This window comes from Pseudomonas sp. 9AZ, assembly GCF_902506525.1.
Lineage (GTDB): Bacteria > Pseudomonadota > Gammaproteobacteria > Pseudomonadales > Pseudomonadaceae > Aquipseudomonas > Aquipseudomonas peli.
Genome location: NZ_LR733840.1, coordinates 4,360,033 through 4,374,486, shown reverse-complemented (window position 1 = coordinate 4,374,486; position 14,454 = coordinate 4,360,033). Strand labels below are relative to the sequence as shown.

The 14,454-nt window shown below is 58.7% G+C and carries 17 protein-coding genes and 2 tRNA genes; 4 read left to right on the top strand and 15 right to left on the bottom strand.

What is annotated here, in order from left to right; all coding sequences use genetic code 11:
- Window positions 1–85: 85 nt before the first annotated feature.
- The 4 genes from ALTER154_RS20370 to ALTER154_RS20355 form a co-directional block, all read right to left on the bottom strand.
- On the bottom strand, window positions 86–697 hold the full coding sequence (locus ALTER154_RS20370) for a hypothetical protein (RefSeq protein WP_160089795.1): 612 nt from the start codon (window positions 695–697) through the stop codon (window positions 86–88).
- Window positions 694–1,143, bottom strand: coding sequence for a hypothetical protein (locus ALTER154_RS20365; protein ID WP_160089793.1), 450 nt, complete (start codon window positions 1,141–1,143; stop codon window positions 694–696). The genes ALTER154_RS20370 and ALTER154_RS20365 overlap by 4 nt, the downstream gene beginning before the upstream one ends.
- Before the next feature lie 349 nt (window positions 1,144–1,492).
- The gene (locus tag ALTER154_RS20360) at window positions 1,493–2,092 is read right to left on the bottom strand and encodes an MbcA/ParS/Xre antitoxin family protein (RefSeq protein WP_160089791.1); all 600 of its coding nucleotides are present in this window, start codon (window positions 2,090–2,092) and stop codon (window positions 1,493–1,495) included.
- On the bottom strand, window positions 2,082–2,525 hold the full coding sequence (locus ALTER154_RS20355) for a hypothetical protein (protein WP_160089789.1): 444 nt from the start codon (window positions 2,523–2,525) through the stop codon (window positions 2,082–2,084). Before ALTER154_RS20355 ends, ALTER154_RS20360 begins: the two co-directional genes overlap by 11 nt.
- 203 nt (window positions 2,526–2,728) lie before the next feature.
- Here ALTER154_RS20355 and ALTER154_RS20350 point away from each other — a divergent pair, with 203 nt between their 5' ends.
- The gene (locus ALTER154_RS20350; RefSeq protein WP_160089787.1) at window positions 2,729–2,989 is read left to right on the top strand and encodes a helix-turn-helix domain-containing protein; all 261 of its coding nucleotides are present in this window, start codon (window positions 2,729–2,731) and stop codon (window positions 2,987–2,989) included.
- 24 nt (window positions 2,990–3,013) lie between these two features.
- Here the strand turns inward: ALTER154_RS20350 and ALTER154_RS20345 are convergent, their stop codons facing one another.
- From ALTER154_RS20345 to ALTER154_RS20295, 11 genes are all read right to left on the bottom strand, one after another.
- Window positions 3,014–3,310, bottom strand: a complete 297-nt coding sequence (locus ALTER154_RS20345; RefSeq protein WP_160089786.1) for a hypothetical protein — start codon at window positions 3,308–3,310, stop codon at window positions 3,014–3,016.
- A 487-nt stretch (window positions 3,311–3,797) separates the two neighbouring features.
- Window positions 3,798–3,873 (bottom strand) — tRNA-Thr (locus ALTER154_RS20340).
- Between the two features lie 248 nt (window positions 3,874–4,121).
- The gene (locus tag ALTER154_RS20335) at window positions 4,122–5,396 is read right to left on the bottom strand and encodes a methyltransferase (protein WP_160089784.1); all 1,275 of its coding nucleotides are present in this window, start codon (window positions 5,394–5,396) and stop codon (window positions 4,122–4,124) included.
- 35 nt (window positions 5,397–5,431) lie between these two features.
- Window positions 5,432–6,202: an ABC transporter permease gene (locus tag ALTER154_RS20330; RefSeq protein ID WP_160089782.1), complete on the bottom strand. Its 771-nt coding sequence runs from the start codon at window positions 6,200–6,202 to the stop codon at window positions 5,432–5,434.
- Window positions 6,199–6,894 carry an ABC transporter permease gene (locus ALTER154_RS20325; RefSeq protein WP_090254729.1) on the bottom strand — a complete coding sequence of 232 codons (696 nt, stop codon included), beginning with the start codon at window positions 6,892–6,894 and terminating at the stop codon, window positions 6,199–6,201. Before ALTER154_RS20325 ends, ALTER154_RS20330 begins: the two co-directional genes overlap by 4 nt.
- A gap of 50 nt (window positions 6,895–6,944) precedes the next feature.
- Window positions 6,945–7,697, bottom strand: coding sequence for an ABC transporter substrate-binding protein (locus tag ALTER154_RS20320; RefSeq protein WP_090254731.1), 753 nt, complete (start codon window positions 7,695–7,697; stop codon window positions 6,945–6,947).
- 19 nt (window positions 7,698–7,716) lie between these two features.
- Complete coding sequence (locus ALTER154_RS20315; RefSeq protein WP_090254733.1) at window positions 7,717–8,490, bottom strand: ABC transporter ATP-binding protein; 774 nt, start codon at window positions 8,488–8,490, stop codon at window positions 7,717–7,719.
- Between the two features lie 257 nt (window positions 8,491–8,747).
- Window positions 8,748–8,823: transfer RNA gene (locus ALTER154_RS20310), tRNA-Phe, on the bottom strand.
- Between the two features lie 153 nt (window positions 8,824–8,976).
- Window positions 8,977–9,249: an oxidative damage protection protein gene (locus ALTER154_RS20305; protein ID WP_090254736.1), complete on the bottom strand. Its 273-nt coding sequence runs from the start codon at window positions 9,247–9,249 to the stop codon at window positions 8,977–8,979.
- Window positions 9,246–10,319 carry an A/G-specific adenine glycosylase gene (gene mutY / locus ALTER154_RS20300; RefSeq protein WP_160089780.1) on the bottom strand — a complete coding sequence of 358 codons (1,074 nt, stop codon included), beginning with the start codon at window positions 10,317–10,319 and terminating at the stop codon, window positions 9,246–9,248. Before mutY ends, ALTER154_RS20305 begins: the two co-directional genes overlap by 4 nt.
- Window positions 10,316–12,550 carry an AsmA family protein gene (locus tag ALTER154_RS20295; RefSeq protein WP_160089778.1) on the bottom strand — a complete coding sequence of 745 codons (2,235 nt, stop codon included), beginning with the start codon at window positions 12,548–12,550 and terminating at the stop codon, window positions 10,316–10,318. Before ALTER154_RS20295 ends, mutY begins: the two co-directional genes overlap by 4 nt.
- Window positions 12,551–12,926: 376 nt before the next feature.
- Between ALTER154_RS20295 and hisB the strand changes: the two genes are divergently transcribed.
- Genes hisB through ALTER154_RS20280 form a run of 3 tightly spaced genes read left to right on the top strand, consistent with a single transcriptional unit; the run spans window position 12,927 to window position 14,420 of the window.
- Window positions 12,927–13,520 (top strand): imidazoleglycerol-phosphate dehydratase HisB, encoded by a 594-nt coding sequence (gene hisB, locus ALTER154_RS20290; RefSeq protein WP_160089776.1) that lies wholly within the window; start codon window positions 12,927–12,929, stop codon window positions 13,518–13,520.
- A complete protein-coding gene (gene hisH, locus ALTER154_RS20285) occupies window positions 13,521–14,159 on the top strand; it encodes an imidazole glycerol phosphate synthase subunit HisH (protein ID WP_090254742.1) in 639 nt (212 codons plus the stop codon).
- Window positions 14,160–14,420: a DUF2164 domain-containing protein gene (locus tag ALTER154_RS20280; RefSeq protein WP_160089774.1), complete on the top strand. Its 261-nt coding sequence runs from the start codon at window positions 14,160–14,162 to the stop codon at window positions 14,418–14,420.
- Window positions 14,421–14,454: the final 34 nt, after the last annotated feature.

Here is a 14,454-nt window from a genome sequence, read left to right as displayed (position 1 = left end):
GAAGGCAGCGGTCAGCGCCTGTCTCGGATCTTTCTGAGAGACAACGTCAGTAAGCCCCCTTGAACACCCGCTGGCGGCCTTTGCGCTATCTCCAAGACGTTGGCCGACCTCGGTAACCCCGGACAGGCAGCGCCTTAAACCAAGCATCTACTTCAACTTTGAAGCCTTCCGAGAAGCTGCTGCGGTAGTTGCGTGAGGGGGGATAAAGGTCCTCTCCTGCGAAGTGTCGCAGGCGGTGAGGAATCTCGATCGCACTCACTCCCCAGTATACGAAGTCTTCTCCGATCAACACGTTGTCCGAACCTGTGTCCCGGATCAGGTTATCGTGGTTGGTCGCTCCGCCTGCGAGGCTGTGGTGCGAATCTTCCTGAATCCACGCACCAACTGCGCGATGATAGATATTGTCACCATAGGCCATGCTCTTGCTGGAATGCAGGTTGGGCCGTTTGATACGAAAGGTATTGTGGTCCCAGTAGTCCTGGAACGAAATCTTCTGGGAAACCCTCATCGCAAAGATGATTCTTCCCTCTAGGTGCAGGGCAGTGCTGCCACAGCCGACGATAATGTCCCCTACCTGAGCAGCTCTCCGGATCTGCGGTTTGCATGTGCCCAGTGTGCAGATGCCATGGAACGGGTTCGGTGCAAAGCCGTAATCCCTCACAAGCTTGTAAGAGAACACATTTGGTGCGTCGCTCATTGGCATTCGATCCGGTCGATGTCGCGTTTTGAGGCCGGGGTACCATCAGCCCGCTCCCAAATGTGGTCGCCCTGAATGGCGTCGCCAAGCCGGGGGCTGTCTATTTTGAGAACGGAGTTGGCGTGGTCGTCGAAGATCTGAGGTAGTGATTCGACGTTTTCAGCGATGACCACGATGGTTTTTCCACAGGCAACGGCATGGCCAGCAGCCCCTTCCAGATACTCGTAATCTTGCACCGGGACTAGGAAGATGCTGATCGAGGCATTCTCGATGCAGCTTTGTACTTCCTCGGACGCCGGTTGCCCTGCCTGGGCCGCTTCGACTTCTTCTTGCTCGGCTACGGCCATGCACACATCGAAGCCTTTCTCGTTCAATCGCTCAGAAACTGTTCGGGCTTCCCGATCGAGCCCTGCGGTGAAGACGATGCACGCTTTATCGCTACTCATGAGTGAAACTCCTCAAATTGCGCGTGTGTTAATCGATGTATTTCAGAGGGCAAAGGTCCGGCCGATACTTCGACAGGAGCTGCCGAAATGACGGCTATTCATCATCGTCATTACCTTCGCGAAAAGTGATCGCGTGATTGTCGAAGTCGGCCAATACGTATGCAAATTTTTGGTCTGCTGACAATCGAACGCTTACAGATTTTACGTAGCAACGTGGACTTCAAAACGATGCATGCGTTTTTACAAAGCCTGGGCCGTTCTCTGTCGGTCGCTTCTTCCGTGTGTGCTGGTCATGTCGGATGCAATTGACTGGTCAGCAGCAATGCGATTACTCACCGATGGCGCATTCTTATGGAAGTACGCCAAATTCGATCTGTCGAAGTAGACGCAGAATCTGGTTACGCCCGATATCAGAACTGATTATGCTGACAGGCGAAACAGCACCCAAGGCGAGCGCTGGCTGAGTAAGCCATTTCAGGCAAGACTGGGCGTTGTATTCAAAGAAGCGGAGTGCGGTATCCATTAACTCCATTAGGATCAGCGCTGAGTGCTCGGTAGGGACTGAGCAGCTAACCATTAGCCCTTCTGATGGGAGGTGCTCTGGGCAGCGGCACCGCAACCAACCATTGCGCTTTGTGATGGAGCCCAGACGGCCGCACTCTTCGCATATGAACGAAGAAAGCCCTTCAACCAAGTCGAAGATGGCAAGGGCACGGTCGTCAGCATTCCATGTATATATTCGTAGGCCACCGAATTTTTCTTTCACCTGGCGAGCGAATACTTGGTCTGCACCTGTTTCATCCACATGCTTTTGGATTAATCCGGCGGCTGCATCCAGTAGATCAACCCAGCCATCCAAACATTCGAAGCCGAAGCGGCCATCATTGGCGTATGGCGGGTAAATCTTGGGATGGCGAGAGGCCAAGGCAATGTCGAGTTCAGGCGTCATTTTCGCAGGCTCCTGAGGGCCAGAGTGTTTGGGACAAGCTGAGTTCTTCGGGCGTGCAGCCATTGAGGTAAGTGGCGTGTCCTTCAACCACATAGATGTATCGATTCCCCTGGGGGCCAGATACCGCACAAAGCTGTTCCAGCTTCTCCATTCGCCAATCACCTTGGTTATTTAACCAGGGTGGAGACACCAGCTTGATGGATACGACCTTTGCTTCAGGGGTATCCGACTGAATAAGCCCCATCAGGTATGGCACGGCGGGTATCAGTAATTGCTGGCGGCACGGGTACTCCGGATCGCCTTCTTGGAGGTATTCATGGGTTACGTAGAACCACTCGGAGTTATTCGACTGAGCAATGTATGCCCAGCGTGTGGTTTCCAATTGGAAGCCAAGAGGTGCGGCTAGCTGGGCATCAGGGTAGGTTTCGAACACGGTATTTGCACCTATGAGATTGGAGCGTGCTGCTGCTTGGAGGCACCTGAGGGTGCGCGTAAGGGTAGTAAGCGAAAAGTGCCCTTTGACGCGGATCGACTAGCGTCCAGCGTGGCGAATAGAAATAACTGAATAACTGTAATTCAGATAATCTGTAAGTTAGATATACATTCACGCGTTGTCAACTGCGGGAATGCTGCTCTGTGGAAAAATCGATTTATCGAGACGAGAACCTGGTGCTACTGCGTTTGATCAAGCAGTGCCGCGTAGAATCAGGTCTGACTCAGGCCCAGTTCGCCGAGGGGCTGGGTCGCCCACAATCGTTTACGAGCGACATCGAGCGAGGCCTGAGAAGGCTTGACATGGTCCAGTTGCGAGATATCTGCCACGTGCTGGGCCTCAATCTTGTCGACTTTGTGCAGCGCTTCGAGTCCGAACTGTCTTCAAAAGAGGCAGGAGAATAAATCCTGACTCTCCACTTTCTAAGGCTAGGCAGTGTTTTGCTGCACGCTTTCCCATGCCGCTGAATACAGCCCTGCAGCATCGCTGCACAGCAATCGGATCGCTTGGATGCACCCGCTCAGTGGCTCCCCGGCCAGTTCATTCAAATTGGGCGTGCCAGCGAGAGCGCAGAGCAGGCTGAGCACAGCGTGCTGGCGCTGCATGGCCTCGTCATAGAGTTCACTTGCTTGAGCGTCGCTGCGAAAGCCAATCAGGCAGTTGAATTCGTCTGCATGTAGCGGGGTAAAGCCATTGGGCTCTAGGGTGGCGCGGGGAGGGTGCATGAGTTGCCTCCTGGAGTTTCTGGTACCGCCACCCATCACTTCCACATGATGGGTGGCGGCTGTACACGGGTGTGGAAGACTGAGACTCCAGGTTCTCAGTGCGTCGAAGCGCCCCGTGCACAGCCACCATAAACATCGCCTTATGGTGCTGGTGATCCTGGACTCAGGTCTGTCGACCCGCCGAATCACACTATTCAGCTCTCTGGGGCTCTGCAAGTCCCCACTTTACGGCATTCAGGAGAAAAAGCTCTTCGTGGTGAATGATCTTCAAGATGACTAAAACGCTTCTGGAAATTTTCGGACAGAAAGAGAATTTGTCGCGAGGCTGCTTGGGCAGCGAATAATTCCAGACGAACGGTACGCCTACTGGCGCGCGCCTTTCCTAGCCGAGCAGTCATCAGGTGGCAAATCCCTACCCCAAACCTACCCCAAGCCGAATTTTGAGCACAAAAAAGGGCTACGTCTGCACGTAACCCTTTGATTTGTATGGTGCCGGCACCAGGAATCGAACCCGGGACCTACTGATTACAAGTCAGTTGCTCTACCAGCTGAGCTATACCGGCCTTTGAGGGTCGCCATTATATCCATTCATTTGGCTGAGTAAAGCCGTCTGAGCGTAGTTCTGTGCAGGCATTGTTATCAGTAGCTAAATCGTTATGCACATAAGCAGGGCGTTTGGCACGGACGTGCGCAGACTTTGTGCGCTGGTTCGCGGTATTGGCTAAGTCTATGTTTTTACAAGCTATATTTTCAGATTAAAAAATGCGCAGCTTGGCAAAATTCAGCTGGGGCGGGCTTTTGCGCGGTTTGCTCAGATTCTGTCAACAGAGTTATCCACAGATGCTGTGGGCAAGTTTTGCTGGCGTTCTGCCAGCAGTAGCAGGTTTCTCGGGCTCTGTTGGCGACTGCAAAAGGTGCCAAGGCGCACGGTGTAGCCGTGTTCCTGCAAGTAGAGGGCGCGGTCGAGCAGTAGCCAGAGCTCCAGTGGGCGGCGGAATAATCCGCGCAGCAGTTCCAGATTGCGCACCTCGGCCAGACGTTGCCAGCCTTGTTGTTCGAGCTGTTGCCAGTTTTGTTTCGCGGGGGTGGGCAGCTGTTTAAGTGCGGCGAGGTCTTGGCAGTAATTGGTAAACGATTTGTCGAGCCAGGCTGGCGGCAGGGATGGCGTTGGCAAGTACTCGTCGATACCACGAAGTTGGCGCTGCAACAGATCGAAGGCCAGGCGCCAGGCCATGGACTGATCGCGCTGCCGGCGAACGCGGGCGCCTGCAGTGACGGTTTCGCTCAGTGGGAGGCCGAGATCGTCGATAGACAGTTGCAGTGATGAGGCCTGGGCGCTTGCCGAAAGTGGCTGATAGCTCGCAGTGCTGATGCGGTTGTAGCAGCAGGGCGCCACGGCCACGTGCTGGCAGCCGGCCTGGCTGGCCAGTTGCAGTAGGCGCGTATGCAGTTCGCCGCAGGCATGCAGCGCCACGGGGGTGTGCTGCGCCTGCAGTTGCTTCGCGGCGTCGGCGGCCAGCACATCCTGCTCGATATGCTGCGCGGCGATGCCGAGTTTATGGCTGAGCTGTTGGCCACTGCTGACCAGCTGTGGGTTGTATTCCAGGCAGGTCAGGCTGCCGCCCGTGTGTGCCAGCATGCGGCCGAGGTGGCCTTTGCCGGCGCACCAGTCCAGCCAGTGTTGCGGTGTATGGGTAAAACTCAGGCTGCGGGCGAAGGCATCAATCTGTTGCCATTTGCGCCCCGGTACATCGCTGCTAAAGCGCGCAGGCAATACCGTCGCGGGTGACTGTGGCAGTTCACCAATTTGGCTTAGGTCATGAGCTTGGGCGGCCAGTTGCAGGAAGGGCGCAGGTGCTTGCAGCAGGTGGGGCTGGTTATGTGCGGCTTCGGCATGCTCCAGGCTTTGTGCCCTAAGCCAGGCGGCCAGTTGTGGGTGCTCGGCTTCCCAGGGGAGTGCGGGGTAATGCACAAATGGCCGTGGCCGCCATAGTGTTTGGTGTTCGATAAGAAAGCTATCTACTGCCTGAAAGCGCTGCAACAGGGCAACGTCTTGCAGGATCTGGGCGGGAGTTGTGGTTGGCATGATGGCGGTGCCTGAGGGTGCGAGCCCTCAGGCAATCAGCGGCCCTGGCAGGCGTCGACGCGCAGCCAGCGTTCCAGCAGCTTGAAGCCGTGCACCAGCAGGAAGGCGATCAGCAGGTAGAACATCCCCGCAGCAAAGAAGATCTCCACCGGTAGGTAGGTGCGAGCGATGATGGTGCGGGCCATGCCGGTGAGTTCCAGCAGGGTCACGGTGCTGGCCAGGGCGCTGGCCTTGAGCATCAGGATTACTTCGTTGCTGTAGGCCGGCAGGCCGATACGTGCGGCGCGTGGCAGGACGATATAGAACATCGTCTTGACGCGCGACATGCCTAGCGCACGAGCGGCTTCGATCTCGCCCGGCGGCACGGCTTGAATTGCGCCACGCAGAATTTCGGCAATATAGGCCGCGGTGTGCAGGGTCATGGTCAGTACCGCGCACCAGTACGGGGAGCGCAGATAGGGCCAGAGCGGGCCTTCGCGCACTGCATCGAACTGCGCCAGGCCGTAGTAGACCAGGAACAGTTGCACCAACAGCGGTGTGCCACGGAAGAAGAAAATGTAGCCATAGGGCAGGGCGCGCACATACCAGTGCCGCGACGCGCGGGCGATGCCCATCGGCAGGGCGAGAATCAACCCGGCGAGAACCGCGATACCCACCAGCTCCAGGGTCAACAGGGCGCCTTCAGACAGCCGCGGCAGCCACTTGATGATCACGTCCCAGTTAAGGGCGGTTAGGCCGCCCCACAGCGCATAAGCAATCAGCGCAATGGCAACCGACCAGGCCGCGATTTCAGAGATCTTTCTCATGACGCGCTCCTGACAAAGCCACGGCTGGAGCGTTTTTCAAGGAAGTGCATGCCGATCATCGCGAGTACGGTCAGGCCGAGATAGATAAAGGCCGCCACCATATAAAAGGTGAAGGGCTCCTTGCTGGCGGTCACGGCGATTTGCGAGCGGCGCATGATTTCTTCTAGGCCGATCACCGATACCAGTGCGGTGTCCTTCATTAAAATCATAAACAGGTTGCCCAGGCCGGGCAGAGCGATGCGCCACATCTGCGGGAGGATCAGCCGCCAGAAGATTCGTGGTTTGGACATGCCCAGCGCTTGGCCGGCTTCACGGTGGCCTTTGGGGATGGCCAGGATCGCGCCGCGAAACACTTCGGTGGCGTACGCGCCGAAGCAGATGCCGAGGGCAATGGTGCCGGCGGCGAAGGCGTTCAGCTCAAGGCTTTCGATGCCGAGCAGGTCTGCCAGGTTGCGCATCAGTTGCACGGTGCCGAAGTAGATCAGCAACACCCAAAGCAGCTCGGGAATCCCGCGCACGATGGTCGAGTAAGTACCGCCAAGCCATTGCAGCGGCTTGTACGGGGAAGTCTTGGCGAGGGCGCCAAGCAAGCCGAGCACCAGACCCAGGCACAGCGCGCTGAGCGCCAGCTTGATGGTCATCAGGGTGCCAGCAGCCAGGGCCGGGCCGAATCCGTAGAGGTCGAAATTCATAGGGGCTCAGAAGCCTGCGCCGCCTGGGCGGGCGGCGCAGTGCCGGCAGCTTAGTAGATGCTGAACGGGAAGTACTTGTCGTTGATCTTCTTGTAGGTGCCGTCAGCCACGATCTCGGCCAGTGCGGCGTTCAGCTTGTCGCGCAGGGCATCACCCTTGCGAACGGCAATGCCGATCTTGTCGTTGTCGAATACCGGGTCGCCTTTGAACTCGAAGCTCTTGCCAGCGTCGCTCTTCAGCCATTCCCAGTTAACGAAGGTGTCAGCCAGCACGCCATCGAGACGGCCCGAGGACAGGTCGAGGTAGGCGTTTTCCTGGGTGTCGTACAGCTTGATGTCGACCACGCCATTGAGGTTGTCTTCCAGCCAGGTGCCAGCGATGGTTGCGCGCTGAGCGCCGATCACTTTGCCTTTCAGGCTGGCTTTATCAGTCTTGAAGTCGCCGCCTTTCGGGGCGATGAACTGCAGCTTGTTGGTGTAGTAGGGATCGGTGAAGTCCACCGCCACTTTGCGCTCTTCGGTGATCGACATGGAGGCGATCAGGAAGTCGAATTTCTTCGCGTTCAGAGCCGGGATGATGCCGTCCCAGTCGGAGGTGACCACTTCGCACTCGACCTTCATTTTGGCGCACAGGGCCTGGCCGATTTCCACGTCAAAACCGCCGACCTGGCCACTGGCATCGATCAGGTTGAACGGTGGGTAAGCACCTTCGGTACCGATTTTCAGCTTGTCTGCGGCGACGGCGCTGGTGCCGAAGGCCAGTGTAGCGGCCGCGGCCAGCAGGATCTTCTTATAGTTCTGCATGCGTAGTTGCTCCGTGTTTTCAGTGATTGCTGGACATGAATTGTTTGCAGCGCGCCGAGTTGGGGTTGTCGAACACCTGCGCCGGGGAGCCCTGTTCTTCAACCAGGCCCTGATGCAGAAACACCACTTCGCTGGATACCTGACGGGCAAAGCCCATCTCATGGGTGACCAGTAGCATGGTGCGGCCTTCTTCAGCGAGTGCGCGGATCACATTAAGCACTTCTTGTACCATCTCCGGGTCGAGGGCCGAGGTTGGCTCATCGAACAGGATGACTTTCGGCTGCATGGCCAGGGTACGGGCAATCGCTGCACGTTGCTGCTGGCCGCCGGAAAGCTGATTCGGGTAAACGTGACGCTTGTCGGCAATGCCGACCTTGGCCAGCAGTGCTTCGGCCATCTCGATGGCTTCGGCCTTGCTCTTGCCGAGCACACGGCGGGGCGCTTCGATGATGTTGTCGAGCACACTCATGTGTGGCCACAGATTGAAATTCTGGAAGACAAAGCCGATCTCGCTGCGCAGGCGATTGATCTGGCGGTTGTCGGCGGCGATCAAATCACCATTCTTCGCGGCTTTGAGCTTGAGTTCCTCGCCGGCGACGATGATCTGTCCCTTGTGCGGGTTTTCCAGCAAATTGATGCAGCGCAGGAAGGTCGACTTGCCGGAGCCGGAAGAACCGAGGATGGAAATCACATCGCCGTCGCGAGCGGTGAGGGAGATGCCCTTGAGCACCTCAAGGTCGCCGTAGCGTTTATGCAGGTCGCGTATTTCCAGCGCGGGCGTGGCCTCGGCCATGGAGTGTCCTCTTATTCTTCGGGTGCGCTCAGGCGTTGCGTGGCCTTCCTGGCGAGGCGTCAAGCTAGCATAGCGTTTCGCTGACCGCCAAGCCGTTTACCGGCCAGGGCGTGCTTGCTCGGTCACGCTGTCGCTTGGCTGCAGTTGGCTGTCGCGCGTGCACAATTTCAGTGGGGGTAATCAGCGCTTGCCCGGTAAATTTCAGGCAATAAAAAACCCCAAGGAATTTAACTTCACTTGGGGTTTCTCGGTATTCATGGTGCCCAGGGACGGAATCGAACCGCCGACACGGGGATTTTCAATCCCCTGCTCTACCGACTGAGCTACCTGGGCCAACGGGGCGCTATTAGACGGATTTGAAGGGTGGGTGTCAAGCGTGAGTTTGAAAAATATTTAATTATTACGGGCGGTTAGCTGCGAACGGAGGTTTTGCGGGGGTGTGATGGCCAGCAGGAGTGTTTGTTGCTGCTGGCCAATGTGCAGCTGTTACGCGCTGGGCGGTACGTAGCCGTCGGCTTGGGCGTATTCCTCGCCGGAGAGGAATTTGTCCATCTCGACCTGGAGGAATTTGCGGTCTTCGGCGTTCATCATGTTCAGGCGACGTTCGTTGATCAGCAGGGTCTGGTGCTTCTGCCATTCGTCCCAGGCTTGCTTGGATACGTTGTTGAAGATGTCCTCACCTTTGGCACCTGGGTAGGGCGGGCGGTCCAGGCCGGGGAGTTCCTGCTTGTGTTTGCGGCACTGTACGGTGCGGGTCATGGCGTTTCTCCAGTATTTGCTGCGAGTGCATCGGCCGCGCGCTTCAGCAGTTTCTTCACTGGGGCGGCGAGGCCCAGGCGCGGCGGGGTGGCGAGGTTATACCAGAGCCAGTCAACCTCGGCCACGGCAGCAGGCGCGGCGTCGACCTGCACCAGCCAGGGCTCGATGGCCAGCTGAAAGTGGCTGAAGGTGTGGGTCAGGCCGCTCAGCTCGCGTTGTGCGCCGAGCTGCAAACCGTGTTGGCTGGCCAAGCTGTTGATAGCATTCGCGTGCTCCAGCTCTGGCAGGCTCCACAAGCCGCCCCAGAGGCCGCTGGAAGGGCGGCGGTAAAGCAGCACCTCGCCGTGGCGGTTGGCGAAGATTGGCATCAGCGTGCGCTTCTGTGGCAGTGCCTTGCGCGGTTTCGGGATTGGGTAGCGGATCTCCAGGCCGAGCAGGTGCGCCTGGCAGCCGCTTTTTAGCGGGCAGAGCAGGCAGCTGGGTTTGCTGCGGGTACACAGGGTGGCGCCCAGATCCATCATCGCCTGGGTGTAGTGGTTGACTCTGGCATGCGGGGTATAGCGCTCGGCTACATCCCACAGCTGTTTCGCCACCTTCGGCTCGCCGGGATAGCCTTCCTGCGCCACGTAGCGCGCCAGGACGCGTTTGACGTTACCGTCGAGGATCGGTGCACGCAGGCCCATGCTCAGGCTGGCGATGGCGCCGGCGGTAGAGCGGCCGATGCCGGGAAGTTCGGTGAGCTGGTCGACATCGCGGGGGAAGTCGCCGGCATGTTCGCGCATAACGATTTGCGCGGTTTTTTGCAGGTTGCGCGCGCGAGTGTAGTAACCGAGGCCTGTCCACAGGTGCAGCACTTCGTCTTCTGGCGCTGCGGCCAGGTCATTTACCGTCGGCAATGCGGCCATAAATCGGTCGAAATAACCGAGCACGGTGCTGACCTGGGTTTGCTGCAGCATGATCTCTGAGACCCAGACACGGTAAGGCGTTATGCCCTGTTGCCAGGGCAGATCCTTGCGCCCGTGGCTGTCGTACCAATTCAGTACTGCGTCAGAAAATTGCTCGGGGCTCATCGGTTGAATAGGCCTTTGAGTGCATCTTTCAGCTCGGGGCTGACTTTATCGCCGAGCTTTTCTTCAATCTTCTCATTGAGCTTGTTGCCTGCGAGTTTGGCAGCGACTTTACCCAGGCCGTCCTGGTCCAGGCGGCAGGCCTTGCCGCCCATCTCCAGCGGGCCGCGGCAGCGCACCGGCCATTCGATGCCGACATAGCGCTCGTTGACCTGGCAGGCCGGGTCAGGCATTTCGCGTTGATCGCCAGTGATGGTGATGCCGGCGCGGTAGTCGAGACCGAGGATGCGCAGGTCCAAATCGCCATTGCCGCTGACCGCCAGGCCCGGAATAACGGCCTTGAGATCGGGGTTGTGGGCCACGCCGTTGCGCAGGATCAGGCTGCCTTGCAGGGTTTCGAAGGGTGTGTCCTTGCCGCGTGGGTCGCTGCTCAGGGATTTGCGGTTGAGCGTGGCGATGCCGCGGCACAGTTGCTGTTCCAGATTGGCGTCGACCAGCACGCCGTCGTTGAGTAGGAAGCTGGCCTCGCCCGTCAGTCCGTCTATCCAGGCGCGCTGGCTGTTGCCGCTGGTGGTCAGGTTGGCGTTGAGGTCCAGCAGGCCTTTGACCGGTGACGGTTGGTCGGGCTTTTTCAGGAACGGCTCAACCGGGATGCTGCTGAGGTTTTTCTGCACTCTAAGCAGCGGCACGGCCGGGCGCACGTCGATGCTGGCCTTGGCGTCGAAGCTGCCGTTACCGATGTTGCCGCGCACATCCTGCAGCGTCAGCAGGCCGCCTTTGCTCTGTGCCTTGACGCTGAAGTTGTTGATCGCTTGTTGCTGAGCTGTGAGCTGGTCCAGGCCAATATCGAGCTGCATGTCGAGCTTGCGCAGTGTCTCGATCGGCAGTACTTCGCTGCTGCTCCAGGCGTGCTGGGTCGGTGCGTCGGGCAACGGCGTGCTGCCGCTCTGCCCGGCGCTGGCGACGCTGGCCTTGACCTCAGCCTTGCGTGCGGCGCCGGCACCCTTGGTGTCCTTGGACGGTGCGGGCAGGTAACGGTCGATGTTCAGCTGGTCGCCCTTGAGTTGCACGCGCAGAGCCTGTTTGGCGAAGTCGGCTACCGCCACTTGCCCGCTGAAGTGGCTGTCATCCAGGGTCAGCTTGAGGTCTTCGAAGGTCAGGCTGTTATCGGTGCCGCTGAGGCGTGTGACCAGTTCAAATTGGCTGAGGGTCTTGTCGTCATTCATCGGCGGCAGTTTCTGGCCGATGGTGGCGAGGAACTCGCGCAGGTTAAGCGGTGCGATGGACAGGCCGCCGCTGAGTTTTGGCTGCTTGTCGAGGTCGCGGACTTTCAACTCGCCGAGGACGCGCAACTGGTTGCCGGAGAGTTTCAGGCCGTTCCATTCGGCAACTTGAGCGGCCAGATCAACCAAAAGCTGGCCCTGTGCCGAGTAGGTCAGGGTCTGGCCGTCGAAAGGCTCGCCGGAGACCTCCCCGGAGAACTTGGCATCTTCCAGCTGATAGCGCTTGAGTGCGCGGTCGAAGCGCAGTTCGCCTTGCAGCTCGCTGCGTGCGCGCAGTACCGGTTTGTTGAGGCCGAAGAAGGCGCTGAGTTTGACCGGGATGCCCGCGCCTTCGCGTATCGCGCCGGTGGTCAGTTGGATACTTTCGGCACTGAATTGCTGGCCTTTCTGTGCGTCGTGGTAGTCGATGCGCGCGCTGTTGACGATCAGGCTGTCGATATCCAGTTTCAACGGCTGGCTGCTTTCGCCTGGCTCGGTGGCTGGTCTGTCGGTCTGTGCGCTATCGGTGCTCGGTGCTTGGGCGTCGGCTGTTCGAGTCGTGGCGCTGGCCGGTTTGCCGACATCTTCCCAGTTGCTGCGGCCTTTCTCGTCGCGCTGCAGGTTGAGGTTGAGGCCATCAATGCGGATGTCGCTCATCTGCACTTCTTTGTGCAGCAGTGGCAGCACGCGTACCGACAGGCCGAGCAGGCGCAGGTCGGCGAACGGTTTGTCTGGAGTGCTGACGCTCGCGAGGGTGGCGTCGGTCAGCTCCAGGCCGAGCCAAGGGAACAGGCTCCAGCCGATATCGCCCTTGAGGGTCAGCTCCAGGTTGGCCTTGTCGCGTGCAAGCTGGCGAATTTCATCTTTGTAATCGTTGGGATCGAACAGGTGGGTAAGGGCAAAGCCCAGCGCCACGATGATCAGCAAGAGCCCGAGAAAAAACAGGCCGAGAATTTTGCCGAGCGCTTTCATGTGCGAATCCTTGTTTCGAAACGGGATGGTGAAGAGCTGCAATTCGAGCCGGCGAGTATAGCGCCAGCGTTTTTACCTTGACCGCCGACAGTCCCGTTTACGCCGTGATTTTGCAAGCGGCTTTTGCAGGTGCGCAGTGTGGCTGACTCTGGCCGGGCCCGTCGCGCCTGGGCTTTCGAACCGTCTGCTCTGGCAGTTGGATAGGTAAGTCGGTGGCCGGTTCCCTGCTCGGGGTGAGTTTCCCCACGGGCTCGCGCAGGCTGCGAGGCTTCGGTTGGGCCATTAGTCTGTGCCTCTGATCGCCGCCGGTAGCCGCCCAGGCGGATGCCCGCCTATAATGCCAGCCTTTTTCCGTGGGCAATTTCTGGAGCTGGTGATGGCCGAACGTACGGCATCCGTCGAGCGCAATACCCTGGAGACCCAGATCAAGGTCTCGATCAACCTGGATGGGACTGGTAAGGCCAAGTTCGATATTGGCGTGCCGTTCCTTGAGCACATGCTCGATCAGATCGCCCGTCACGGTCTGATCGATCTGGATATCCAGTGCAAGGGCGACCTGCATATCGATGATCACCACACCGTGGAAGACGTCGGCATCACTCTTGGGCAGGCCTTTACCCAGGCCATCGGTGACAAGAAGGGCATGACTCGTTACGGCCATTCCTACGTGCCGCTGGATGAAGCGTTGTCGCGCGTGGTGATCGACTTCTCCGGCCGTCCAGGCCTGCAGATGCACGTGCCATATACCCGCGCCGTGGTCGGCGGCTTTGATGTCGACCTGTTTCAGGAGTTCTTCCAGGGCTTCGTCAACCACGCGCTGGTTTCGCTGCACATCGACAATCTGCGTGGCACCAATACCCACCACCAGATTGAAACGGTGTTCAAAGCGTTTGGTCGCGCCCTGCGCATGGCCGTGACGCTGGATGAGCGTATGGCTGGGCAGATGCCCTCGACCAAGGGCTGCCTGTAAATGCAGACAGTTGCAGTAATCGATTACGGCATGGGCAACCTGCACTCGGTGGCCAAGGCCCTTGAGCACGTAGGCGCCGGCAAGGTGCTAGTGACCAGTGATGCCCAGGTGATTCGCGAAGCCGACCGGGTGGTATTCCCCGGCGTGGGTGCGATCCGCGATTGCATGGCCGAGATCAAGCGCTTGGGCTTCGACAGCCTGGTGCGTGAAGTCAGCGCGGATCGGCCGTTTCTCGGCATCTGCGTGGGCATGCAGGCGCTGCTGGAGCACAGCGAAGAGAACGATGGCGTTGATTGCATTGGTCTGTTCCCCGGCAAAGTGCGCTTCTTCGGCAAGGACATGGTCGAAGACGGCGAGCCGCTGAAGGTGCCGCATATGGGCTGGAACGAGGTGGCGCAGTCGGTCAAACACCCGCTGTGGCACAACATTCCGGACCTGGCGCGTTTCTACTTCGTGCACAGCTATTACATCGAGGCTGGCAACCCCAAGCAGGTGGTCGGTCGTGGCCATTACGGCAAGGACTTCGCCGCGGCGCTGGCTGAAGGCTCGCGTTTTGCCGTGCAGTTCCACCCGGAAAAGAGCCATACCCATGGCCTGCAGCTGCTGCAGAACTTCGCCGCCTGGGATGGCCGCTGGTAAATGAGCCGAGGCAAGGCGAAACCGCCGATCATGACCTTGAGTGCCGAGCAGGAGCGTGAAGCCTGCCTGGTGCTCAAACGGTTCATGGCCGAGCGCTTTGAGCTGGAACTGGGCAGTTTCGAGGCCGCTGAGGTGCTCGAACTGTTTGCCCGCGAGATTGCACCGCACTACTACAATCGGGCGATTTTTGATGTGCAGGCTCACCTGAAAGAACGGTTCGAGAGCATCGAAAGCGACCTCTGGGCACTCGAAAAGAGCTGACCCACCGAATTCACACGACTTGAGCAGGTTCAAC

Coding starts and splice junctions, on each gene's coding strand:
- hisH (WP_090254742.1), top strand. CDS start 13,521: ATGCAGACAGTTGCAGTAATCGATTACGGCATGGGCAACCTGCACTCG.
- ALTER154_RS20280 (WP_160089774.1), top strand. CDS start 14,160: ATGAGCCGAGGCAAGGCGAAACCGCCGATCATGACCTTGAGTGCCGAG.
- ALTER154_RS20305 (WP_090254736.1), bottom strand. CDS start 9,249: ATGACCCGCACCGTACAGTGCCGCAAACACAAGCAGGAACTCCCCGGC.
- ALTER154_RS20325 (WP_090254729.1), bottom strand. CDS start 6,894: ATGAATTTCGACCTCTACGGATTCGGCCCGGCCCTGGCTGCTGGCACC.
- ALTER154_RS20335 (WP_160089784.1), bottom strand. CDS start 5,396: ATGCCAACCACAACTCCCGCCCAGATCCTGCAAGACGTTGCCCTGTTG.
- ALTER154_RS20330 (WP_160089782.1), bottom strand. CDS start 6,202: ATGAGAAAGATCTCTGAAATCGCGGCCTGGTCGGTTGCCATTGCGCTG.
- ALTER154_RS20370 (WP_160089795.1), bottom strand. CDS start 697: ATGAGCGACGCACCAAATGTGTTCTCTTACAAGCTTGTGAGGGATTAC.
- ALTER154_RS20360 (WP_160089791.1), bottom strand. CDS start 2,092: ATGACGCCTGAACTCGACATTGCCTTGGCCTCTCGCCATCCCAAGATT.
- mutY (WP_160089780.1), bottom strand. CDS start 10,319: ATGAGCCCCGAGCAATTTTCTGACGCAGTACTGAATTGGTACGACAGC.
- ALTER154_RS20295 (WP_160089778.1), bottom strand. CDS start 12,550: ATGAAAGCGCTCGGCAAAATTCTCGGCCTGTTTTTTCTCGGGCTCTTG.
- ALTER154_RS20365 (WP_160089793.1), bottom strand. CDS start 1,143: ATGAGTAGCGATAAAGCGTGCATCGTCTTCACCGCAGGGCTCGATCGG.
- hisB (WP_160089776.1), top strand. CDS start 12,927: ATGGCCGAACGTACGGCATCCGTCGAGCGCAATACCCTGGAGACCCAG.
- ALTER154_RS20320 (WP_090254731.1), bottom strand. CDS start 7,697: ATGCAGAACTATAAGAAGATCCTGCTGGCCGCGGCCGCTACACTGGCC.
- ALTER154_RS20315 (WP_090254733.1), bottom strand. CDS start 8,490: ATGGCCGAGGCCACGCCCGCGCTGGAAATACGCGACCTGCATAAACGC.
- ALTER154_RS20345 (WP_160089786.1), bottom strand. CDS start 3,310: ATGCACCCTCCCCGCGCCACCCTAGAGCCCAATGGCTTTACCCCGCTA.